At 32.7% G+C, this 22,685-nt stretch carries 22 protein-coding genes and 4 pseudogenes; 25 read left to right on the top strand and 1 reads right to left on the bottom strand.

The genetic code is table 11. The features are described 5' to 3' along the window. The first annotated feature begins 514 nt into the window (after nt 1–514). The 24 genes and pseudogenes from CP370_RS10065 (at nt 515) to CP370_RS07405 (ending at nt 22,023) form a co-directional block, all read left to right on the top strand. Nucleotides 515–1,018 carry a hypothetical protein gene (locus CP370_RS10065; RefSeq protein WP_232457395.1) on the top strand — a complete coding sequence of 168 codons (504 nt, stop codon included), beginning with the start codon at nt 515–517 and terminating at the stop codon, nt 1,016–1,018. Nucleotides 1,019–1,039: 21 nt separating this feature from the next. Beyond that, entirely contained in the window at nt 1,040–1,237 is a 198-nt protein-coding gene (locus CP370_RS10060) for a GHKL domain-containing protein (RefSeq protein WP_308202490.1), read from the top strand. 7 nt (nt 1,238–1,244) lie between these two features. Next, a pseudogene (locus tag CP370_RS07505) lies at nt 1,245–2,029 on the top strand (LytR/AlgR family response regulator transcription factor). A gap of 12 nt (nt 2,030–2,041) precedes the next feature. Further along, nucleotides 2,042–2,644: pseudogene (locus CP370_RS09875) on the top strand (cysteine peptidase family C39 domain-containing protein); the annotation flags it as partial. Then, nucleotides 2,633–3,409, top strand: a pseudogene (locus CP370_RS10055) (patatin family protein). The pseudogenes CP370_RS09875 and CP370_RS10055, both read left to right, overlap by 12 nt. Nucleotides 3,410–3,509: 100 nt before the next feature. Then, on the top strand, nt 3,510–5,003 hold the full coding sequence (locus CP370_RS07495) for an ABC transporter substrate-binding protein/permease (protein ID WP_087713164.1): 1,494 nt from the start codon (nt 3,510–3,512) through the stop codon (nt 5,001–5,003). After that, nucleotides 4,990–5,721 carry an amino acid ABC transporter ATP-binding protein gene (locus tag CP370_RS07490; protein ID WP_269466842.1) on the top strand — a complete coding sequence of 244 codons (732 nt, stop codon included), beginning with the start codon at nt 4,990–4,992 and terminating at the stop codon, nt 5,719–5,721. Before CP370_RS07495 ends, CP370_RS07490 begins: the two co-directional genes overlap by 14 nt. 95 nt (nt 5,722–5,816) lie before the next feature. Beyond that, entirely contained in the window at nt 5,817–6,338 is a 522-nt protein-coding gene (locus tag CP370_RS07485) for a GNAT family N-acetyltransferase (RefSeq protein ID WP_012845860.1), read from the top strand. A gap of 117 nt (nt 6,339–6,455) precedes the next feature. Next, complete coding sequence (locus CP370_RS07480; RefSeq protein ID WP_087713163.1) at nt 6,456–7,325, top strand: phosphate ABC transporter substrate-binding protein; 870 nt, start codon at nt 6,456–6,458, stop codon at nt 7,323–7,325. A 16-nt stretch (nt 7,326–7,341) separates the two neighbouring features. Then, on the top strand, nt 7,342–8,334 hold the full coding sequence (gene pstC / locus CP370_RS07475) for a phosphate ABC transporter permease subunit PstC (RefSeq protein ID WP_012845862.1): 993 nt from the start codon (nt 7,342–7,344) through the stop codon (nt 8,332–8,334). Continuing rightward, the gene (gene pstA, locus CP370_RS07470; protein WP_012845863.1) at nt 8,334–9,224 is read left to right on the top strand and encodes a phosphate ABC transporter permease PstA; all 891 of its coding nucleotides are present in this window, start codon (nt 8,334–8,336) and stop codon (nt 9,222–9,224) included. The genes pstC and pstA overlap by 1 nt, the downstream gene beginning before the upstream one ends. 10 nt (nt 9,225–9,234) lie before the next feature. Continuing rightward, the gene (gene pstB, locus CP370_RS07465; protein WP_087713162.1) at nt 9,235–10,035 is read left to right on the top strand and encodes a phosphate ABC transporter ATP-binding protein PstB; all 801 of its coding nucleotides are present in this window, start codon (nt 9,235–9,237) and stop codon (nt 10,033–10,035) included. Between the two features lie 10 nt (nt 10,036–10,045). Then, entirely contained in the window at nt 10,046–10,801 is a 756-nt protein-coding gene (gene pstB / locus CP370_RS07460; RefSeq protein WP_087713161.1) for a phosphate ABC transporter ATP-binding protein PstB, read from the top strand. 16 nt (nt 10,802–10,817) lie between these two features. Then, a complete protein-coding gene (gene phoU / locus CP370_RS07455; RefSeq protein ID WP_087713460.1) occupies nt 10,818–11,501 on the top strand; it encodes a phosphate signaling complex protein PhoU in 684 nt (227 codons plus the stop codon). 57 nt (nt 11,502–11,558) lie between these two features. Beyond that, nucleotides 11,559–11,966 (top strand): GNAT family N-acetyltransferase, encoded by a 408-nt coding sequence (locus tag CP370_RS07450; protein ID WP_223658646.1) that lies wholly within the window; start codon nt 11,559–11,561, stop codon nt 11,964–11,966. A gap of 143 nt (nt 11,967–12,109) precedes the next feature. Further along, complete coding sequence (locus CP370_RS07445; protein WP_087713160.1) at nt 12,110–13,648, top strand: YfcC family protein; 1,539 nt, start codon at nt 12,110–12,112, stop codon at nt 13,646–13,648. Between the two features lie 83 nt (nt 13,649–13,731). After that, nucleotides 13,732–14,199, top strand: a complete 468-nt coding sequence (locus CP370_RS07440) for a DNA starvation/stationary phase protection protein (RefSeq protein ID WP_087713159.1) — start codon at nt 13,732–13,734, stop codon at nt 14,197–14,199. 88 nt (nt 14,200–14,287) lie between these two features. After that, a complete protein-coding gene (gene rbsK, locus CP370_RS07435; RefSeq protein WP_087285354.1) occupies nt 14,288–15,214 on the top strand; it encodes a ribokinase in 927 nt (308 codons plus the stop codon). Continuing rightward, complete coding sequence (gene rpiA, locus CP370_RS07430; protein WP_087285355.1) at nt 15,214–15,912, top strand: ribose-5-phosphate isomerase RpiA; 699 nt, start codon at nt 15,214–15,216, stop codon at nt 15,910–15,912. The genes rbsK and rpiA overlap by 1 nt, the downstream gene beginning before the upstream one ends. A gap of 116 nt (nt 15,913–16,028) precedes the next feature. Further along, nucleotides 16,029–16,952: a nucleoside hydrolase gene (locus tag CP370_RS07425; protein ID WP_087713158.1), complete on the top strand. Its 924-nt coding sequence runs from the start codon at nt 16,029–16,031 to the stop codon at nt 16,950–16,952. Then, nucleotides 16,952–17,680 carry a GntR family transcriptional regulator gene (locus CP370_RS07420; protein ID WP_004895425.1) on the top strand — a complete coding sequence of 243 codons (729 nt, stop codon included), beginning with the start codon at nt 16,952–16,954 and terminating at the stop codon, nt 17,678–17,680. Before CP370_RS07425 ends, CP370_RS07420 begins: the two co-directional genes overlap by 1 nt. A 176-nt stretch (nt 17,681–17,856) precedes the next feature. After that, nucleotides 17,857–17,985 carry a hypothetical protein gene (locus tag CP370_RS10220; RefSeq protein ID WP_255408035.1) on the top strand — a complete coding sequence of 43 codons (129 nt, stop codon included), beginning with the start codon at nt 17,857–17,859 and terminating at the stop codon, nt 17,983–17,985. Between the two features lie 61 nt (nt 17,986–18,046). Further along, nucleotides 18,047–19,780 carry a hypothetical protein gene (locus CP370_RS07415; RefSeq protein ID WP_087713157.1) on the top strand — a complete coding sequence of 578 codons (1,734 nt, stop codon included), beginning with the start codon at nt 18,047–18,049 and terminating at the stop codon, nt 19,778–19,780. Between the two features lie 659 nt (nt 19,781–20,439). Further along, on the top strand, nt 20,440–22,023 hold the full coding sequence (locus CP370_RS07405) for an ABC transporter ATP-binding protein (protein WP_232457394.1): 1,584 nt from the start codon (nt 20,440–20,442) through the stop codon (nt 22,021–22,023). Between the two features lie 111 nt (nt 22,024–22,134). Here CP370_RS07405 and CP370_RS07400 read toward each other — a convergent pair whose 3' ends face one another. Continuing rightward, nucleotides 22,135–22,425 (bottom strand): bacteriocin immunity protein, encoded by a 291-nt coding sequence (locus tag CP370_RS07400; protein ID WP_180707256.1) that lies wholly within the window; start codon nt 22,423–22,425, stop codon nt 22,135–22,137. 32 nt (nt 22,426–22,457) lie between these two features. Here CP370_RS07400 and CP370_RS07395 point away from each other — a divergent pair. Next, nucleotides 22,458–22,632, top strand: a pseudogene (locus CP370_RS07395) (DeoR family transcriptional regulator); the annotation flags it as partial. Nucleotides 22,633–22,685: the final 53 nt, after the last annotated feature.

The following is a 22,685-nucleotide window of genomic DNA, read 5'->3' as shown; positions in this document are numbered from 1 at the left end:
ATTAAAAAATCAATTTACGAGAAAGATCTATTTACACAAAAGATTTGACAGTTTCCATTTTATGGTTATAAGGCTATATTAATATATAACCTTATAACTATTATTATTTTGAACATTATTCACAGAAAAAAGTAATAATTTTACGTTAATTACCGGAGTATTAATCTTTATATTTAGTGATGACTTAATTATAGAATTTTTTCGGGGAATATTACTGGATATAATTGGAAATTTTTTTGTATCGAAAGATATAGTAGAACGGGTAAATTTAATATGTGTTTTTTGTTTTTTTATAGCTACCTATTTAATAGGAATCTATGTTGGAAAATTTGTTATAAAAAAACTAATAGGCAAAAACTTTAGAATTTTCTTTTGGATATTACTATATTTATATTTAGTAGCTCTGATTATTGCTATTGTATATGCTGAAACTAAAAATGTTCCTCCTGTTACGATTTTCTTTATATCTTTTTTGACCATCCAATTTATTTTTTCTATAGGTTTGTATTACTTAATGGTAAAAAATCAAAAGGTACTTCTAAAGAAGTCCCAACAAGACAAACTAATAAAAGAACAAAAGCAATTGCAAGACTATGCCGAGTATCTTGAAAAGAGCGAAGATGAACTTCGTGCTTTTCGCCATGATTATCGAAATATGTTTAATTCATTAAAAATCAGTGCACAAGAAGGAGATACGAAAGAACTAATTCAAAAACTAGACGAATATACTAAGACTAATTTAAATGCCAAAGCATTTGAAAAGTATAGAGATGTTAATCACATTAAAGTAAAATCTTTGAAAAGCATTATTATTGCTAAGTTAACAGAAATGTATGGATCAGACATTCCATATAATTTTGAATGTAGAGATGATATTACTAAAATCCCTAACAATATTAATGAATTGGATTTAGTTAGAATTATTGGCATCAGTTGTGATAATGCAATTGAAGAAAGTAAAGCATTATTGAAACAGAAGAAAAAAGCTCATATTGAAATTATGATTAATTCAAATTAGAATGGCGAATTTGAATATGAAATTCAGAATAAAAGAAGAGATTCAGAAATTTCACTTAAACAAATCCAGCAACGCGATTATTCAACGAAGAAAAGTCACTCTGGCATGGGTCTAGCCAATATCAACAGTATTAAGAATAAATATGAAAATATGACGATTTCTTATGAGATACCGAAGGGATACTTTGATTTCTATCTCGTAATTGAACCAGAGGAGTGAAAAAACATTGAAATATTCAGTAATTATTTGTGATGACGATAAAACACTAGCAAATAATGTGAAATACGCAGCTGAAAATTTAGTTGAAGACAATACAGCTTATGAAAATGTGGAGATTAGTGTAGAGCAAGTTGCCACTATCTTTGAGCAAGTCGTAAGTTATGTAGTGGCTAAGGATATTCAGAATGCAATTTACTTCTTAGATATTGAATTAAGTCAAAATTCTGAAGCTAAGAATGGAGTAGATTTAGCAGAATTCATCAAAAAACAAGATCCGAATGCTCAGATTATTTTTGTTACTGCTTATGATAAGTATGCTCCCTTAACTTATCGAAGACGAATTAGTGCAATTGACTATATTAATAAAGCACTAGACCAAAAAGAGATGATGGAACGTCTAGAAGAAACAATTACTGAGGCGATTCAAAGTATTAACAATCTTACAAAGTCTGGAAGAAAAGAGCTTGTTTATAAGGTGGACGCAGGATAAATAAGGTAGAAGATACTAATATCTATTATCTTGAAAATAGTCCTACACAACACAAAGTTACGTTAATAACTGAAACTGGTTCAGCTGAATTTAGAAGTAATATTTCAAAAATTAGTGATGAGAATAACTTTCTTGTTAAAGTATTTCAATCATGCGTAGTTAATCCAAATAATATTGATAGCATTGATTTTTCGAAAAAGACCATAACATTTCCGAATGGTGACGAAGTAATATTTGCTCGTAGCTTCAAAAAACATGTCAAGAATTTATTAAGTAAATATCCGGAAATTAACGTTAAATAAAAGATAAGACTTATGTTATTTAAATATAAATCTGTTTATATACCTCAAGTAGATGAAATGGATTGCGGAGTTGCTTGTCTAGCAATGATTTTAAAGCAGTATCATTCTCGTGTATCTTTAGCACATTTGCGTCACGAATCTCGCACAAATTTTGAAGGTACAACTGCCCTGGGACTAGTTAAAACCGCACAGAAATTTAATTTTAAAACTGAAGCCGTAAAAGCTGATATGTCTCTTTTTAATGAGGATAGTATTCAATACCCTTTTATTGTGCATGTTCTTAAGCAAGGAGAATTACTTCATTATTACGTAGTTCTTAAAAATACTAAGAATTACTTAGTAATTGCCGACCCTGATCCATCAGTTGGCGTAATAAAAATGCCTAAAGATAAGTTTGCTCAAGAATGGACTGGTATTGCGCTTTTTATGGTTCCAAATGAAAATTTTGAACCAATTGAAGAAAAGAAAAATAACTTATGGTCTCTCTTTCCATATATGTTTAAGCAAAAGCGGCTAATGATTAATATCATTTTAGCCGCTTTATTAATGACAATAATTAGTATTTGTAGTTCATACTTTGTGCAAGGAATAATCGATACTCTGATGAAAGCCGGCATTGATTTTGATGGTGCAATAGAGTGTGTCAGCAGGAGCTGCATTTGGTTGTAATTATAAATCTGAACAAATAGGAAGAGTTCTGCGCTATAACGTAAAATATGCTAGTGATCCACGTTTATCTAGTTGGCAATCGTGGCTAAAGACCGGTGATTTATATGGCGCTGACTTTTGTTATCATGACTTACCAGTTAAACTTGATATTTTTTATACAGTCGCTTTTCAAAAAAATTCAATGGATTTTTGGTATGTGGCAACTGACATTAATAATGGTGAAGCAATATATCATAAATTGATTTTAGGTAAAGAAGCAAATTTGCAGTGGATCCGGGCTTCTTCTTCAATTCCAGTTTTTGCTCGGTCAATTGAAATTGGGAGTCGTAAGTATTGGGATGGTGGAATTAGTGATTCAATTCCCATTAAATTTTTTGAAAAATTGGCTACGATAAGAACGTTGTCATTTTAACGCAGCCCCTCTCTTATCGAAAAGAAGCAAGTAAACTATATCCAGCTTTAGAATTGATCTTACATAAGTATCCCGCTGTCTTGAAAAAATTAAAGACAAGAGTAAAAGATTATAATGATGTGCTTAATTACATTAGAAAAAGAGAAGTACAAGGCAAAATGTTGGTTATCAGACCACCTTATCCTTTGGAAATTGGCACAATGGAGAAAGATACCCAAGAATTGAGGCGCGTATACCAAATCGGTGTAAAAGAAGCTAAGAAAAATTTACAAGCAATAAAAACTTATTTGAGTGAATAATCTTCTTGAATGACTTGTCTAGATTACATTTCATTCGTTATAATTAACAAAAGCTTAAATTTTCAGTTTTTTAATAGTAATTATAGAGGGAATGAGCGTAATGAAAAAAACAAAGCTTTTTAGCTTTTTCTTTGCACTTTTGATGTTTTTCTCACTCGGTGCTACTTTTATCAAGCCAGCTCAAGCGGCTAACCAAAAGCAAGTAGCAGAAGGTAGTGTCTTGAAGAAGATTAAAAAGAGTGGAGAATTAGTAGTCGGCACATCTGCTGATTATCCGCCACTAGAATTTACCGCAAGTGAAAATGGTAAGACTAAATATGTTGGAGTAGATATTGAACTAGCCAAAGACATCGCTAAAGACTTAGGTGTGAAGTTAGTTATTAAGAATATGTCTTTTGACTCCTTGTTAGTTGCACTCGAAACAGGAAAGGTAGATATGGTTATTTCTGCCATGACGCCTACTCCTGAAAGAAAGCAAAGTGTAGCATTTTCAAAAATTTACTATAAGCCAAGTGGTGAGTATTTCTTAGTAAATAAAAAGGATAAAGACAAGTACACAAGTATCCAAAGTCTTAAAGGTCAAACGGTTGGAGCACAAACGGGGAGTAACCAATATAATTTAGTTAAATCTCAAATGAAAGATTCTAAATTAAAGGGTCTTGGGAAAATTAACAATCTTGTTTTAGCCTTGCAATCAGGCAAGGTTTCTGCAGTAGTAGTAGAAGAATTAATTGCTAAAGCATATGCTGAAAATAATAGTGGCTTGGCTGCAGTTCGTTCAAACTTAAAAGAAACTCAAGCGGGAAATGCAGTTGCAATTGCTAAAGGACAAGATGATTTAGTAGATCAAGTAAACAAAACAATTGACCAAGTTCAGAAAAAAGACTTGATTAGTAAAGAATATTTACCAGCAGCTGCTAAATATATGAAAACAGAAAAGAAAAGTAATACTTTTGCCAAGTACATTCCATATTTTTTTAAGGGTATTTGGTATACAATCGTAATTACTATTTTTTCAGTAATTATTGGTATTGTTTTAGGTATCATTTTAGCTTTGATGCGTTTATCAAAGAATCCAATTTTACACTGGTTTGCTGTTTGCTACATTGAATTTATCCGTGGTACGCCGCAGATGGTACAAATTTTATTTGTTTACTTTGGAATTGGATATTTGATTTCTAATCTTTCCGCTTTGGTTGCAGGTATTATTGCGATTGGACTTAATTCTGGAGCCTATGTGGCTGAAGATATTAGATCAGGAATTGATTCTTTACCAAAAGGTCAAATGGAAGCAGCTCGCTCACTTGGTTTAAGCCGTCAAAAAGCCTTTAGATATGTCATTATTCCGCAGGCAATTAAGAACATTTGGCCAGCTTTAGGCAACGAATTTATTACTTTATTAAAGGATAGTTCGTTGGTCTCAGTAATTGGAGTTGCAGAACTGATGTATCAAACACAATTAGTTCAAACTTCAACTTATAAGGGTGTTCTACCATTATTTATTGCCATGATTATTTACTTTATTATGACTTTCTCATTAACGAGATTATTGAATCACTTTGAAAAGAGGATGAAGCGTAATGACAATGATTAAGGTTGAACATTTAAAGAAGAGTTTTGGAAAAAAAGAAGTCCTCAAAGATATTTCTGCAAATGTTGAGAAGGGAAAAGTTATTAGTATCATTGGTCCATCCGGTTCAGGTAAGAGTACATTTTTGCGCTGTCTTAATGTACTTGAAACACCAACAAGCGGCAAAATAATTTTTGATGGGCAAGATTTAACACATATTAGTGAAAAGGAATTAGATATTTTAAGAGAAAAAATGGGAATGGTTTTCCAAAGCTTTAATCTTTTTCCAAATATGAATGTAGTTGAAAACGTTAAATTAGCGCCTATGAAAGTTAAAGGCGTAAGTGAAGAAGAAGCTGAAAAGCAGGCTTTAGAATTGCTTGATAAAGTTGGTTTGAAAGATCGGGCTAAGCAATATCCTTCTAGTTTGTCTGGTGGTCAGCAGCAACGTGTTGCGATTGCTAGAGCTTTAGCAATGGATCCCGAAGTAATGCTATTTGATGAACCAACAAGTGCGTTAGATCCAGAAATGGTTGGCGAAGTTTTAAAGACAATGCAAGACTTGGCAGATTCAGGCATGACGATGGTTATTGTTACCCATGAAATGGGATTTGCCCGTGAAGTTTCTGATGAAGTGTGGTTTATGGCAGATGGATGTTTGCAGGAACAAGGAAGTCCAGAACAAATTTTTGAAAATCCGCAAAGTCCACGTGCAAAAGACTTTCTTTCTAAAGTACTTTAAATATTAATATTTTTTTAAATAAGCACTTTCTTTTTACAAGGAGAGTGCTTTTCTTTATAATAGTTGCGTTAGAAAAGTTAAAGGGGATGAGTTTAATGAAGATTAGACAAGCTACAATGAATGATTATGATCAAATTATGACAATTTTAAAGGATGGTGCTAATCAACTAGCAGAACGTGGAGTTGACCAATGGCAAGGAGACTATCCTTCACCAGATCAAATTAAAGAAGATATTGAAAAAGGTTTTGCCTATTTAGCTGTTTCAGCTGATGGTGAAACAGTAGGTGCTATTTCTATAGTTGAAGCACCAGATCATTCTTATGATGATTTGAAAGGTGAGTGGCTTCTAGATACTGATAAATATGTTGTAATTCACCGCGTTGCCATTCATTCAAAGCACGCAGGTCATGGTTATGCTACTAAGCTTTTAACTGAAGTAATTGATTATATTCGCGATCACCGTAAAGATATTGATAGCATTCGAATTGATACACATGAAAACAATAGCGCAATGCAACATCTAATTGACAAGATGAATTTCACCAAAGTGGGAGAATTGCATGGAGTTTATCGTCCAGATGAAATTTCATATGTTTACGAGAACGTCAGAGAATAAATAAATTTTAGCTAGGTTGAAAAACCTAGCTTTTTTGTTGAGTTTAAGCATTCTGTTGACAGGTACTAATATGATAGAATATCCTTGTTGAATACTGTAAATTACATGGAGAAATCGATGAGAAAAAATTTTAAATTTAAAATAGCCGCTGTTTGTGGACTGCTAGCTATTTTAATCGGACTTACAGGCTGTGCTAACAATAATAGAAATAAGATTACTGTTGTTGGATCTAGTGCCATGCAACTTTTAGCTGAGCAAGCTGGAAATGACTATCGTCTGTCTCATCCTGACAGTAATATTGTTGTTCAAGGAGGAGGTTCGGGGACTGGTCTTAGCCAAGTACAGGCAGGAGCAGTTGAAATTGGAACTTCCGATGTTTTTGCTGAAACTCAAAAGGGAATAGATGCTAAAAAATTGCAAAATCATCTTGTTGCCGTTGTAGGTATTGTTCCTATTGTCAATAAGAGTGCCGGTGTAAGCAATTTGAGTAAGCAGCAATTGAGTGATATTTTTACAGGTAAAATTACTAACTGGAAACAAGTTGGTGGTAAGAACCAAACTATCACTGTAATTAACCGTTCTAAAGGGAGTGGTACTCGTGGAACCTTTGAAGGCTTAGTTCTAAATGGAAAAAAGCCAATTCAGGCTCAAGAACAAGATTCTAACGGTACTGTACGTAAAATTGTCAGTTCTACACCAGGGACAATTTCTTATATCTCATTCCCGTATGCTAATGATGAAAATATTCAAAAATTGAGTATTGATGGGATAAAGCCTACGAATAAAAATGTCGAGACAAATCGCTGGCAACTTTGGTCTTATGAACATATTTATACTAAGGGTAAACCTAACAAGAATGTTCAAAAATTTATTGATTACATGCTTGGAAGTAAGGTACAAAATGATTTAGTACCTAAACTAGGCTATATTAGTATCGATAAGATGCAGGTCGAACGTGATAGTAATAATCATGTTGTTCAAAAATAAAGAATAGGACGTTTTGATGAATAACAAAGATCTTAAAAAAGTAGTTGAGTCTGCTTTAGATAAGCAAAAAGTTCCTCATGTTAAATTAAAGAAGATTGGTGCAAGTAAGGTTGATGTTGCCAGCTTAACTGAGCCATCAAAAGAAACACGACAAGAATATTGGGGTAAAGGACTAACTTACTGCGCCATTATTTTAATTATTATTTTGGTTGCTTCAATTATTGGTTTTATTGGATTTCATGGACTAGAAACTTTTACTAAAGATCATGTGAATGTTTTTCAATTTTTGACTTCTAGTGATTGGGATCCAGGTGAAGGAAAGAATCATGTTGGAGCAGCAGCAATGATTGTAACTTCATTTTCTGTAACCTTATTAGCTGCTTTAGTAGCAACCCCGTTTGCAATTGCAGTAGCCTTATTTATGACTGAGTATTCTTCTAAAAATGGTGCACGCTTTTTGCAAGCAGTAATTGAATTATTGGTAGGAATTCCGTCTGTTGTTTATGGATTCTTGGGATTAACAGTTATTGTTCCTTTTATTAGAAATATTTTTGGTGGAACTGGGTTTGGTATTTTATCAGCGACTTTAGTTTTATTTGTCATGGTTTTACCGACAATTACTTCGCTAACTGTTGATAGTTTAAAAGCTGTACCATCTGATTACCGGAAAGCTTCTTTAGCTTTAGGTGCAACTAAATGGCAAACAATCTATAAAGTGATTTTGCGAGTTGCTTCTCCTAGAATTATGACAGCGGTAATTTTTGGGATGGCTAGAGCCTTTGGTGAAGCCTTAGCTGTACAGATGGTTATTGGTAATGCCGTTTTAATGCCAGCTAACTTAGTGAGTCCATCTGCTACTTTAACTAGTCAGTTAACTAGTCAAATGGGAAACACAGTTATGGGAACCTTACCAAATAACGCACTTTGGTCATTAGCCCTTCTATTGTTAATTATGTCTTTGGTCTTTAACTTCTTAGTCCGCTTAATTGGAAAGAGAGGACAGAAATAATGAATGCAAAAACTCGTAATAAAATTGCTACTGCTGGTATTTATACCTTAGTGAGTATTGTTGTAATCATCCTCTTTGGGATTTTAGGCGATATTCTAGTTTCGGGTGTACCACATCTTTCATGGCATTTTTTATCTTCTGAGGCTTCTTCCTATCAAGCTGGCGGAGGGGTAAGAGATCAGCTATTTAATTCCTTATATTTGCTAGTATTAACCTTAATTATTTCACTTCCTATTGCTTTGGGAGCAGGTATTTATCTAGCGGAATATGCTAAAGATAATTGGTTTACTAACTTAATTAGAACAACAATTGAAATTTTAAGCTCACTTCCTTCAATTGTTGTTGGTTTATTTGGTTATTTACTATTTGTAGTACAGTTTGGATTTGGTTTTTCAATTATTTCTGGTGCTTTGGCTCTTACATTCTTTAATTTACCAACACTAACTAGTAATATTGAACAAGCTATTGAAGGTGTTCCGCAAGCGCAAAGAGATGCGGGACTTGCCTTGGGCTTATCTAACTGGAAAACAATTCGCGGGATCATTTTGCCGGCAGCCTTACCAGGAATTTTAACTGGGATTATTTTGAGTGCTGGTAGAATTTTTGGTGAAGCCGCTGCCTTAATTTATACTGCAGGTCAAAGTGGATCTACAATTGACTACAGTAATTGGAATCCATTTAGTCCAACTAGTTTTTTAAATGTGATGCGTCCAGCAGAAACTTTAGCTGTTCATATTTGGAAGGTTAATACTGAAGGCATCATCCCCGATGCAACAATTGTTTCAGCTGCAACTTCTGCTTTATTAATTATTGTGGTAATTTTATTCAATCTTGGTGCACGTGCCTTGGGTAATCATTTATACCGCAAATTAACAGCTGCTAAGTCATAAGGAGAAATTTATGCAAAATGTAAATGAAGCCCCGACATATATTCATCAATTTGATAAAGATGAACAGATTATCTCGACGCAAGACCTTAGTGTTTTTTACAGAGGTAGTGTTCAAAAGCTTTTTAATGCCAGTCTTCAATTTAAGAAAAAAACTATCACAGCCTTAATTGGAGGATCTGGTTCAGGAAAGTCTACTTTTTTACGTTGTCTTAATAGAATGAATGATAAAGTGGCTCGAGTAGATGGTGAAGTTTGGTACCATGGCTTAGATATCAATAAAAACAATATTAACGTTTACCAGTTAAGAAAAAATATTGGAATGGTTTTCCAAAAGCCTAATCCATTTCCAAAATCAATTAGAGAAAATATTACTTATGCTCTAAAAGCAAATGGTGAAAATGATAAGCAAAAATTAGATCAAATTGTAGAAGAAAGTTTAAGAGCGGCTGCTCTATGGGATGAAGTGAAGGATAAGTTAGATAAGAGTGCATTGGCAATGTCTGGTGGTCAACAGCAGCGATTATGTATTGCGCGAGCTCTTGCATTGAAGCCTGAAATTTTGCTACTTGATGAGCCTGCTAGTGCTCTTGATCCTGTTTCTACTTCTAAACTTGAGGATACTCTTAAGCAGTTGAGAACTGACTATACAATGATCATGGTAACGCACAATATGCAACAAGCTAGTCGTATTAGTGATTACACAGCTTTCTTTCATTTAGGTCATGTTTTAGAGTATGACACTACTGAAAATATTTTTACTAATCCTAAGGGTGAAATTACGGAAGACTACATTCGCGGAAGTTTTGGATAAGGGGTTTACTGTGGAAAATATTATTACAAGTAAAAATGTTCACCTAAGCTATGGAAATGTTGAAGCTTTACACGGCATTAGCTTAGACTTTGAAGAAAAAGAACTTACTGCCTTAATCGGTCCTTCAGGATGCGGAAAATCAACCTTTCTTCGTTGTTTGAACAGAATGAATGACGACATACCTAATATTCATATTAGTGGTGAGATTAAATTTGAAAATAAGAATATTTATGGTCCTAAAATGGATTTGGTAGAGTTGCGTAAAGATGTTGGAATGGTGTTCCAGCAGCCAAGTCCTTTTCCATTTTCTGTTTATGACAATATTGCTTACGGTCTTAGAATTGTTGGGATTAAAGATAAAGAATTGATCGACCAGCGAGTTGAAGAAAGTTTAAAGCAAGCTGCAATTTGGAAAGAGACTAAAGATAATTTAGATCGAAACGCTCAAGCATTTTCTGGAGGACAACAACAGAGAATTTGTATTGCTCGTGCTTTAGCGGTTCGTCCAAAAGTAGTTTTACTTGATGAGCCTACTAGTGCTCTGGATCCAATTTCAAGTAGTGAGATTGAAGAGACTCTTCTTGAATTAAAACATGATTTTACTTTTATCATGGTAACGCACAACTTACAACAAGCCTCTCGAATTAGCGATTATACTGCTTTCTTAATGAGTGGGGACTTAATTGAATATGGTAAGACCTCAGATATGTTTATGAATCCGAAAAAGCAAATTACTAGTGATTATCTGAATGGACGTTTTGGTTAATAAAGGAGTTTTTAAGATGCATGAAGTTTTTTTAGATGAATTACGTAAGTTGAATACTCGTTTCATGGGAATGGGTATTGATGTTAGTGAAGCGATTGAAGAAGCAACACAAGCTTTTGTTGAGCATGATAAAAAACTAGCTCAAAGCCTAGTTAAAGATGATCAAAAAGTGTCACGTGCCGCTACAAAAGTTGAAAAAAGAACCTTAAAATTGATGGCTCTTCAACAACCAGTTGCTAGTGACTTTAGAAATGTTATTAGTATCTTAAAAGCTACTAATGATTTAGAACGAATTGGTGAAAATGCTAATTCAATTGCTTGGGAAACAATTCGAGTAAAGGGAAATCCTCGTATTCCAGAAGTTGAAGCAATTATTAAGTCAATGTCTAAAAAAGTTAACTTTATGTTAGACCAAGTTTTAAAGGCTTATGTACAAGGTGATGAAAAATTGGCTCGTGAAGTTGCTAAAAAAGATGATGAAGTAGATGAGGAATATGTAAAGGCTCGTAAGCTAATTATTTCTGGAATTAAGCAAGATCCAGAAGCAGCGGTAGCTTCTTCAAGCTACTTTATGGTAATTCGTTTACTTGAACGTATTGGCGACCACGTAGTTAATCTAGTACAATGGGTTATCTATAAAATGTCGGGAGAATTAGTAGATTTAAATACTAAAGATACTGATGAAATGACTGAATTATAGGATTAAATATCTGATACGATGGATATTAGAGAAGTTAAAGATCATAAAAAATAATATATTGATTTATTGTTACTAGCTGATGAGCAGGAAGATATGGTTGACCGCTATCTTGATCGGGGAAGAATGTATATCTTGATTGATGACGGAAAAGTGCGATCAGAGTGTGTCATAACATATGAAGATAATCGTACTATTGAGATAAAAAATCTTGCTACTTATCCTGTTGATCAAGGGAAGGGCTATGCTAAAAAGTTAATCAATTATATTTCGGAAAAATATAAAGGGGATTATAAATTCTTGCAAGTTGGAACTGGTGACAGTCCTTTAACGATTCCATTTTATCTGAAATGCGGCTTTAAGCCTTCAGGCCGAATAAAAAATTTTTTCGTAGATAATTATAATCATCCAATTTATGAAGCAGGCCAACAATTGATTGATATGGTCTACTTAAAAAAGAAAATCTGAATACAGAAAAATAGGAACCTTTGATTTGAGGGTTCCTATTTTTATTTAACTTTATACTCTTAGTTGTAAGCGCGTGCAAATGATAGAAAAGAAATCTATAATGAAACTATAAATTAAACTGTAGTATTAAGTAGGGAGAAGTTATGAGCAATAAAGTGCGAAAAAAGAAGAAACATCAATTTCCAACAGAATATACAGTTATTATTATCGTTTTATTATTGGTGCAAATTTTAACGTTTTTTATACCATCGGGTAATTATGCAACGCTTGAATATGATCAACCAAGTAAAGAGTTTGTAATTACAAAACCAAATGGTAGCAAGCATAAAGAAGCAGCAACCCAAAAAACTTTAGACAAATATAAGGTTAAGATCGATGTTAAAAAGTTTACTAGTGGAACGATCTATAAACCCGTAGCTATTCCTGATTCCTATGAAAAAATTAATCAGAAAAAGCCAGGACTCGGTGGAGCGATTTATCAATTTCTTTCTTCTCAGGTAAACGGGATTGCTCAAAGTATTGATATTATTGCCTTTGTTTTGATTCTAGGTGGTTGTATTGGAGTCGTTCATGCAAATGGTGCAATTGATGCCGGAATGCAGGCACTTTCTAAAAAGATTAAGGGTAAGCAAGTTTTATTGATTGTTTTAGTAATGGGATTAATCGCCATTGGTGGAACAACCTTTGGTTTAGCTGAAGAAACAATGGCTTTTTATCCTATCTTAATTCCAGTCTTCTTATTAGCAGGCTTTGATAGGATGACAGTTGTTGCGACGATCTTTTTAGGTACAAGCATTGGAACGATGGCATCAACTATTAACCCATTCTCGACTGTAATTGCCTCGAATACGGCGGGGGTCAATTTTACAGATGCATTACCGCTTAGAATTTGTATGTGGGCAACCTGCGTTATTGTCGGGATGATTTACGTCATTCTTTATGCTAAAAAAGTGCAAAAGAATCCTAAAGCTTCATATGTTTATAATGACTTCGCTAAAGAAGATCAAGAATATATGAATCAGAATCAAAGTATGCAAGAAAGTAAATTTACTTGGCGTCAAAAATTAACTTTACTTGTCTTTGCGATTGCCTTTATCGTAATGATTTGGGGTGTTCAACAAAAGGGATGGTACTTTACTGAAATTGCCGTTGTCTTCCTAACAACGGGCTATATTTTCGCCTTTATTTCAGGCTTAAGTGAGCATAAATTTGTTGAGAGCTTTGTAAATGGTGCGGCAGATTTATTGGGTGTAGCTTTAACAATTGGCCTAGCACGTGCTGTTTCAATTGTGATGGAAGAAAGTCATACAAGTGATACAATTATGAATTTCTTTAGTCAGCAAGTTTCTGGAATGCCACCATTATTGTTTATTTGGTTTATGTTCTTAGTCTACATTGTTCTTGGTTTCTTTATTCAGTCATCTTCTGGCTTAGCCGTTCTTTCAATGCCTATTATGGCACCGCTAGCTAACGTGGTTGGAATTGATCGCGCAAGCATTATTGATGCCTATAATTGGGGTCAAGGATTTATTAGTTTAATTGCTCCAACTGGATTAATTTTAATGAGCTTAATGATGGTAAATATTGGATTCAATAAATGGTTTAAGTTTTGCTGGAAACTGTTAGTTATTGAATTTGGAATTTGCTTAGCCTTTTTGGCAATTGGTTTAGTTGTTTACTAACTAAGCAAATAACTAGCTTTTAGTATTTTTTATAGTTATAATGAAACTAAAGACATTGTTTAATATTTTAAGGAGGCTTTTGTATGGCTTATCCAAAAACTAAAAAAATTATGAATGAAATTGTTGCTGATTTAACTCAAACTCACATGGTTGTCCATCAACACCATTGGTACATGCTTGGAAGAGGATTTTTGAAATTGCACCCATATTTAGATGGTGTAATGGAAGAATTAGCTGAGCAGCAAGATGGGGTTGCTGAAAGATTGATTGCCATTAATGGTAATCCGATTTCCACCTACGAAGAAGTATTGGAAGAAACTAACGTTCCAGATCAAATCGGTAGCTGGGATTTGTCAATTGAAGAAAGATTCCAATTAATTATAAATGCATACAAACAATTGCGAGATGATTATGAAAGAGGGATCAAGATTAGTGAAGGAGAAGGAGACGACTCAACTAATGACTTATTGATTTCTTATCATACCGCGATCGAAAAAAGAATTTGGATGATGTCAGCTGAACTTGGTCAACGTCCAGGTGAATGTGAATAGGAAAAATATATTTATGCAAAGCATTCCGTGTATGGAATGCTTTTTTGCTATAATTAAAGTAATATTGCCATACAGGGAAGGAAATACCATGAATAAAGTTACAATTGTTGGGTCAATTAACGTTGATAATATTATGCATATTAAGAAACTTCCTCAACCAGGAGAAACAATAGCAATGTCTGAATTTTCAAAAGCTGCTGGTGGTAAGGGAGCAAATCAAGCTGTAGCAAGTAGTCGAGCAAAAAATGAAACAATTTTTGTTGGACGTGTTGGAGATGATGACAATGGTCGTTTTATGCTTGAGCAATTTAAGGAAAATGGAATTAATGTCGACCATGTAGCTATAACCTCAAACCAACAAACTGGACAAGCTTATATTTTGCTTCAAGAGACAGGGCAAAATTCAATTATTATTCAACATGGTGCAAATTTTGACGTAACAGCAGAAGATGTTAGAAATGCGAAAAGTCAAATTGAAGATAGCGATTTTGTGATTGCCCAATTTGAAACACCAATTGAAGCGACTATTGAAGCTTTTAAGATTGCTAGAGAAGCTGGTAAAATTACTATTTTAAATCCTGCGCCTGCTCGTACTGATATCCCAGAAGAATTATTAGAGTTAACCGATTTGATTACTCCTAATGAAACTGAAGCTGAGAGTATTACAGGAATTAAAGTTGACAGTGAAGAGTCAATGAAGAAGAGTAGCGAAATTTTTCATCAAATGGGAATTAAGGGGGTAATTATCACAATTGGTGAACGTGGATCTTATGTTTCTTATGAAGACATTGAGGAGATTGTTCCAGCTTTCAAAGTAAAGGCAGTTGATACAACAGCAGCTGGTGATACATTCTTAGGTGCTTTATCTAGCGAATTGAAGCCTGATTTAAGTAACTTAATAGATAGTGTGATTTATGCATCCAAATCATCCTCATTTACAGTTCAAAAATTAGGTGCATTTCCATCTATTCCAACTAGAGAAGTAGTTGAAGAAGCTTTGAAGGAGAAAAACTAATGAATAAGACAGAGCAAGATCAATTAAAAAAAGAAGCGGCTACTAAAGCAGCTAAGATGGTAGAGCCTAATTCTGTTTTAGGAGTTGGAACAGGTTCAACAGTTGCATTTTTCATCGATGCACTAGGTGAACGCAAAGAAAAAGAAGGTTTTAGTTTAAAGCATATTGTTACTACTTCTAACCGTAGTAAGAAGCAACTTGAAGGACTGGGCTTTAAGGTTGATGAGTTAGCAGATATTGATCAAGCTGATTTAACAGTAGATGGCGCTGATCGAGTAGACGATAATTTAGATGGGATTAAAGGCGGCGGGGGTGCCTTAACTCTAGAAAAAAATGTCGCTATCAACTCAAAGAAGATTATTTGGATTGTTGATGAATCGAAACTTGTTCATCACTTAAGCGGCTTTCCGCTTCCAGTTGAAGTATTACCAGTGTCTGCTAAGCAAAACTTTAAGCGTTTTGAAGCAGAGGGTTTGAAGCCTCAATGGCGTTTAGATGATGAGGGTAAGCGTTATGTAACGCATTACCGTAATTACATCATTGATTTAGCTACTGATCCAACTCCAGTACCACACGGTTTAGCTGATTATCTAGACCACACAGTTGGTGTAGTTGAGCATGGTTTGTTTTTAGACATGTGTGATGAAGTTATCATTGCACATAGCGATGGTACAATTGAAGATAAGAAGAGAAAATAATTATTTTTTCAAAAACTAATATAATTTTTAAAAGACTTGACCAGTTCAAGTCTTTTTTTGTAACAAATCTTAGTTCATAATAAATATGATACGTAAATTTAGAAAGAAGGACCTTTATGTCAAAAAAGCCCTTAATTATTAGTACAGATCCAGGTATTGACGATATTGCTGCAATGACAATCAGTCTTTTTGCAGATGAACTTGATGTTAAAATGATTGTTCCAACCTGGGGAAATGTTTCTTTAGCTCACACTTTACAAAACACTCTTGATTTAGAGAACTTTTTACACACAAAAGTTCCTGTAGTCAAGGGCGCTAATCAGCCGTTAGTACGTCCAGCAATTAGTGCAGCTTCTGTCCATGGTGAAACGGGAATTGCTGGCTTTGAATTTGAAAAAGCTAATGATGATTTATTAGAGCCAGGACTTGCTGCTACTAAGATGTATGAAATAATTAAAAACAGTCCTGAAAAAGTTACTTTATTAGGAGTTGGTCCTTTAACTGACTTTGCCCTTTTATTTAAGCAGTACCCTGATGTGGTAAAAAATATTGCTGAAGTTTATATTATGGGTGGAAACATTGGGCATGGAAACCATAGTCCATTTGCGGAATATAATATTGCAGGTGATCCAGAAGCGGCACAGATAGTTTTCCATTCCGGCTTGCCAGTTTATGTAGCTCCACTTGAAATTGGAGATAAGGCCCATTTAACTCAAGATCAGATGGACAAGATTAAAGAATGTGGCGAAGTTGGTAAAATGCTTTATTCGATGTTTTCTAATATTCATGAACCTGATGGAGATACTCGAATTAAGATTTATGATCCGACAGCGGTTGGAATTATGCTTCATCCTGAATTCTTTACTTTAAAGCCAGCTAATGTTGAAATTGAATTAGCTGGACGCTATACATATGGTGCTAGTGTGATGGATTTCTTAAGTGAAAAACATAATGCACAAATTGCAACCGACGTTGATACAGAGAAGTTTGCAGCTTGGTTCATTGATAGTATCAAGACTGCTAATAATGGGAGAAAATAATGACTGATTTAGTCTATCGCTCAGTAATGCGCGATATTAAACAAAAAATACTTAATAATGAATATGAAGATATGCGTTTACCTGATGAGCGAAGCCTAAGTGACTATTATCATGTAAGCCGTTCATCGATGAAGCGCGCTTTAGGTTTGCTTGCTCAGCAAGGGATAGTTTTTAAAAAAAGAGGTAGCGGAACATTTATTAATCCGCTCTATTTGAAAAATCAGGCACTTTTTAAGTATGAGGGATCAAATTTAGGTATTACTGATTCCTTTAGTGTTCCCGGTAAGAAGCAAAGTATTGAGCTGTTAGACTATCAAGTAATTAAGGCCGACGAAGATTTGAGACAGGATTTGTTTTTGAAAGATTCAGATTTTGTTTATCAAATAAAACGACTTCGTTTACTAGATGATCAACCATTTTTAATTGAAACAGGTTTTATTCCTATTAAGATTACTCCAGAATTAAATCCAGATATTCTTAAAGGATCCCTCTTTAACTACTTAGAAGATACACAAAATAAAACTGTAACGCGTTCATTCTTAACAATTACAGTTGAGCCATCAACTTTAGAAGATCAATCTAAACTGATGCTGGCACCTAATGAACCTGTAGGTGTAATGGAAGGTATTTTCTTTTTAGATGATGGAACTCCATTTGAAGTTTCAAATATGAGAATTCATTATAAATACATGAAGTACAATACTTTTGTTAACTTAAGTCAAGAATAAAAATAAGCCATTGTTTTTCTCGGGGATGAGAGAAACAATGGCTTTTTGTATAAAAAATTATATTTTGATTAAAAATATATTGACATTGTAAATGCTTGATAATAAAATTTACGTATAAATTTTAAATATATATTAGAATTTACTTAATAAATATAAATTTCGAAAGGATGATATTTATGAGTATCAAAGATGTTTTAGAAATTGTAAGAGAAAAAGAACATGAAATTAAGGATAATTTTATTGCTAACTCAGGTCAAAGTTGGAGCTGTACAAGTAGCTGTATGCAACCAAAGATTTATGAATAAATAATAGTTTCTACTCTTGGTTAATTCTAACCAAGAGTTTTTTATAGAGAGGGACTAATTTATGAGAGAATTTTTAACAAGATTTCCTTTTGAACTAAGTAATGATTTAAAAAATGATATTTGTTTTAATGAGTATTTACCTAATGATATTTTTTCGGTAACAGTGGGAGGGTATAAAAAGCCATTCTATAATTGTATTTTTAATACCGGATATCAACTTGAAGGATGGAAGATACATGTATCTCCCTATTTAAAAGATTATGGCAAAGTTTTAAATATAGTAACAACATTGATGCTAGCAAGAAAAATCTCTTTTAAATTCGCATATAATCTATCAGATTATCTTCTTTTATCAGATAAAAATATTAGTCCTTCTCAATTTGGAAAGTACATTACTATTTATCCAAAAAATGATAATGAATTTAAAAGCATTTTGAAGACTTTAAATGAAAAACTTACCAATTTTGATGGAGTACGGGTACCAAGTGATCGCAGATATATGAACTCTAAGATTCTTTCTTATAGATTTGGTGGATTCTTTCCTCAAATTTATATGACTAATGATGGCGATATGACATATAAAATCTTAGATGGTAATGGACTATTTGTATCGGATGAACGAAAAACATATTTTAGTTTACCAAAAGGCATAAGTGATCCTTTTTCATCTTATTCACAAAGTTTGACAACTATGGGTGATCCATATTTAGTAGGAGAGACAACAAAAAGAAAGTTCGAAATAATTAATATTATTCGTCGATTAGGAACTGGAAACATATATGAAGGAATTGATAAAAATACCAAAAAGCGTGTTATTGTCAAAGAGGCTCGACTTGGTGCCTTACCCACTAGAGAGAATTGTGTTTGGAGAGCTTGGGATCTAAAGAAGAACGAACTTAAGGTTTTAAAAAATAAAGAGTTACAAGAGTTGCTGAATTTACCTAAATATATAGACTATTTATATATTGACGATTCTTTTTACATAGTTGAGGAAGAGTTAAAAGGAACATCTTTAAGAGGATTACTTCAAAACAATTCGCTGCTGGCTCATGTACAATCCATGGAAGATAAACTTGATTCAGATAAAACTTTACTTATTATTTGGCGTCAGATTTTAGATATGATTACAGCGCTTCATACACATGGCTATGTTCTAAATGATATCTCAGATGATAATTTCATTTACGATGAAGAAACTAAAAAAGTATCATTGATTGATGTAGAAACCATACAACTTCAAAAGGAAAATAAATACAGTAAAATTACAACAAATAACTTCTGCTTGAGAATGCCATCAACTTTGGATGATTATAATAAAGATTGTTATAAATTGTCTTTATTAATGTTTTACACAGTTTTTAATAAAGTAAATGATTTTATGTTCGATGATGACTTTTTTATTAAAAGATTTAATTTGTTGAAAAATAAATTAACTGAATTTCAAAAAAAGATAGTTGGAGCGGCTTTTAATATACATTATCTTTCAAAGGTTAATAAATTAAAGAAATCAACTAATTTATCTATATTTTTAGATAACTCTGATTTAATTGACTATAGCAAAGATTTAAAAGATATTTCAAAGCGAGATATCTCTGACTTGAAGTCGAACATTATGGCGCAATATATAAATAATTTTTCACAATTGTCTGATTTCTTAAAATGTACTCCCTATGTAACCGAAGTTTCAGATTGCTCACTGATGTATGGAAAATTAGGCACAATATTATTACTAAAAAAAGAATTGCCGGATAAAAATTTTTCTTTATGTAATGGATATGGCTCTTACAACAAATAAGTAGAAAAAAAGGATATCCTGATTTTACAGCCCAAATCAATACAATACTTTCCAATCTGGAAAAAGATATTGGAAAAACAACGGATGAAGGCTTAGAATATGGAGATTTAAGGGGCGCAATAGTATTTTTAGAACAATATAAGGCAACAAAAGAAAAACACTATTTGAATAGCGTTAAAGTTATAATAAAAAATTATGTGGAGAGATATAAGAACGATAAAAGCTTTACGGGTATTTCGTATAATATAAAAAATGGAAAAATATTAGATCGCCATATTTAATGAATGGATCTGCTGGTTTAATTTATGTCCTATCAAAATATTATCAGGTAGTTGGAAAAGTAGATTGGAATTTAATGGAGAAATATATTGATTCTCTAAATTTACCTTTTACATATAATTATGGTGTAAATAATAGAACTGCAGGAATATTGTTAACGATTGATATTATATAATCTTAAACCTATCCCTAATCCAGTCTATAAAAAATTAAAAAGCTCAAATTATATTATATTAAACATATATATTATAGTTATGTGAATTCAAAACAACATTTGGGTTGGCCTTCAGATGGACAAACTTTTATTTCAGATGATCTAGGAGCAGGTACATTGGGAATTCTATATGGTTTGATCTCTTCAATTAATGGGAGAAAAACAAATGATGATATATTTCTTTAAAAAGTTGGTTACTGAAAATAAAGCTTTATTTTTAGTAACCGTATTAACAAGTGCATTTACAGCTTTAGATGGTATTATTTCTCCTTATATTATTGGTAGAGTTACCGATACTCTGTCACAGAAGCACTTTGATAATATTCCTAAAATTTTATTACTATATCTTTGTTTAATGCTATTTTTAAATTTTAACTTTTATTTATGGCAGTTTTTTGGGGGAAAAATAAAAAAAGCTAGTAATATATCATTACGATCAACAGCTTACAATAATTTTATTGCTGATCCAGAAGAAAAAAAGATAACTAATACTTTAAATTTTATTAATGTTAATGTTAAGCAAATTGAAAGTCAATTTATTGATGCGATTATTATGCTGATATATTGTATTGAACAGACTATAGTTTCGTTAATTTATATTTTTAGTATTAATGGCATTGCTGCATTGGCTTTCTTAATCTGTGGCTTAATTCCAGCAACTATTCCGCGAATAACTCGTAATTGGGTTCAAGCAGGTACTGAAGATTGGAATATAAGTTATGAAGCATATAACTTGAAAGTAAATGATGCTGTACGTGGTTTCGAAACAATTAGACATGCAAATAGTATTGAAAAAATCAAATTACTTGTTCAAAACGCTTTAGCCATAGAAGAAAAGAAGTACTTTTTAATGAATTTTAGACGTAATACTTCTGATTTTCTTGCACAAATATCCTATTCTGTCTCTATGGTAATTTCTTTAAGTGTAGGAACCTATTTTGTTGTTAATGGACAGATTTTAGTTGGAGGCTTAATTTCTCTTTTTTTGGCCTCAGATCGATTAACTAGTCCAATAATTTCAATAGTTGGATTAGTTAACCAATTAACTTCAGTTAATCCTTTGTTTAAAAAATCAGTATTAAAAAGTACACCAAATAAAAAATTTAGTAATTTGGAATTTTCTTCACTACCTGAAAAGCAAAAAATTGTATTTAAGCATTGTGCTTTAGGCTATTCGGGCCATATCCTTTTACAAGATGTCAATTTTAAAATTTCGAAGGGGGACAAAGTATTGATTACCGGCAGATCTGGTATTGGTAAGTCAACCTTAATAAAAACTCTTCTTAATGAAACACCCCTGATTAATGGGAAAATTATAATAGATAAAACTTTGGAAAAAAATAATTTTTTAGATAATTTTGGTGTTATTGGTCAAGATACTTATATATTTGCAGACACACTACGTTTTAACTTAACTCTAGGAAAAGACATATCTTTGGATAGACTCATTAACATATTAAAGGCAGTTAAATTGGATTATTTAGCAGATAAAGCACATTTAGAAATGCTAATTGGAGAAAAGGGATTAGCTCTCTCGGGTGGTGAAAAAAGAAAAGTAGAACTTGCACGAGCTCTATTAAGTGAAAAGGAAATATTATTAGTTGATGAGGGACTTTCGGGTTTAGATGAAAAGAGTAATGAGGAAATATTTTTACTACTTCAAAGCTTGCCACAAACAATAATAGAAATTGAACATGCAGTCAGTTTAGAAGAAAAAAGAAAATTTAATCAAGTTATTAATTTGAATTGATAGTAAAGAAAATTTGAATTTTAGTATAATTAGGTTTACGTTAATAAAAATAAGCCATTGTTTTTCTCGGGGGATGAGAGAAACAATGGCTTTTTGTATAGGACGAGTAGCTTAATCAAATTGCAAGCTATCGTCAACAGGAGACAGATATACATAGTTTAAGTTAGTGTTTTTACATTGCTCACTGAGGAAATTAATTAAAGTATCTTGTTCCTTGGTAATCGGAATTTGCTTAAGTACTATTTTAGATTGCAAATACATAACTAACTTATTACTCCAAGTAGCTGCGTCATCGTGGTTTTCAGCTTTGGTGATTACTTTTAAAATTGTCTGCTCAAGCGGAAGATATGCTTTAATTTGAACTTTATTGAAACTAGTATATAAATCTTTTAATACTGTGATGATTTCATCGTGCTTTGTAATAGATTTTTCTAATCTCTTTTGATACGGCTCGAAGGGATGTAATTAAATTAACCAGCACCGGTCAAGCGATTCGAATTCATGGCGGATTGATGAAAATTAAACAGGGGACAGTGCCAGATTATAATTCTCGCGTCCATGTTTTGTCGTCTATAAAGGAATAAAATAGCTAAGATGACAGCAAAATATTTCTTATAGAATGTCAATCATTATTATAGAGAAAAAAGAGTATACTAAACATA

Source organism: Lactobacillus sp. UMNPBX19 (genome assembly GCF_002553805.1).
Taxonomy (GTDB): Bacteria; Bacillota; Bacilli; order Lactobacillales; family Lactobacillaceae; genus Lactobacillus.
The sequence above is the reverse complement of the archived record's forward strand: the minus strand, read 5'-3'. Positions and strand labels throughout refer to the sequence as shown.

What these genes read in the sequence shown, in the direction of transcription:
- phoU (WP_087713460.1), top strand. Translation starts at nt 10,818, where the DNA reads ATGCATGAAGTTTTTTTAGATGAATTACGTAAGTTGAATACTCGTTTC.
- CP370_RS07490 (WP_269466842.1), top strand. Translation starts at nt 4,990, where the DNA reads ATGACAATGATTAAGGTTGAACATTTAAAGAAGAGTTTTGGAAAAAAA.
- CP370_RS10065 (WP_232457395.1), top strand. Translation starts at nt 515, where the DNA reads ATGGTAAAAAATCAAAAGGTACTTCTAAAGAAGTCCCAACAAGACAAA.
- CP370_RS07495 (WP_087713164.1), top strand. Translation starts at nt 3,510, where the DNA reads ATGAAAAAAACAAAGCTTTTTAGCTTTTTCTTTGCACTTTTGATGTTT.
- pstB (WP_087713162.1), top strand. Translation starts at nt 9,235, where the DNA reads ATGCAAAATGTAAATGAAGCCCCGACATATATTCATCAATTTGATAAA.
- CP370_RS07425 (WP_087713158.1), top strand. Translation starts at nt 16,029, where the DNA reads ATGTCAAAAAAGCCCTTAATTATTAGTACAGATCCAGGTATTGACGAT.
- pstA (WP_012845863.1), top strand. Translation starts at nt 8,334, where the DNA reads ATGAATGCAAAAACTCGTAATAAAATTGCTACTGCTGGTATTTATACC.
- CP370_RS07405 (WP_232457394.1), top strand. Translation starts at nt 20,440, where the DNA reads ATGATGATATATTTCTTTAAAAAGTTGGTTACTGAAAATAAAGCTTTA.
- CP370_RS07415 (WP_087713157.1), top strand. Translation starts at nt 18,047, where the DNA reads ATGAGAGAATTTTTAACAAGATTTCCTTTTGAACTAAGTAATGATTTA.
- CP370_RS10220 (WP_255408035.1), top strand. Translation starts at nt 17,857, where the DNA reads ATGAGTATCAAAGATGTTTTAGAAATTGTAAGAGAAAAAGAACATGAA.
- CP370_RS07480 (WP_087713163.1), top strand. Translation starts at nt 6,456, where the DNA reads ATGAGAAAAAATTTTAAATTTAAAATAGCCGCTGTTTGTGGACTGCTA.
- rpiA (WP_087285355.1), top strand. Translation starts at nt 15,214, where the DNA reads ATGAATAAGACAGAGCAAGATCAATTAAAAAAAGAAGCGGCTACTAAA.
- CP370_RS07445 (WP_087713160.1), top strand. Translation starts at nt 12,110, where the DNA reads ATGAGCAATAAAGTGCGAAAAAAGAAGAAACATCAATTTCCAACAGAA.
- CP370_RS07420 (WP_004895425.1), top strand. Translation starts at nt 16,952, where the DNA reads ATGACTGATTTAGTCTATCGCTCAGTAATGCGCGATATTAAACAAAAA.
- pstC (WP_012845862.1), top strand. Translation starts at nt 7,342, where the DNA reads ATGAATAACAAAGATCTTAAAAAAGTAGTTGAGTCTGCTTTAGATAAG.
- CP370_RS07440 (WP_087713159.1), top strand. Translation starts at nt 13,732, where the DNA reads ATGGCTTATCCAAAAACTAAAAAAATTATGAATGAAATTGTTGCTGAT.
- rbsK (WP_087285354.1), top strand. Translation starts at nt 14,288, where the DNA reads ATGAATAAAGTTACAATTGTTGGGTCAATTAACGTTGATAATATTATG.
- CP370_RS07485 (WP_012845860.1), top strand. Translation starts at nt 5,817, where the DNA reads ATGAAGATTAGACAAGCTACAATGAATGATTATGATCAAATTATGACA.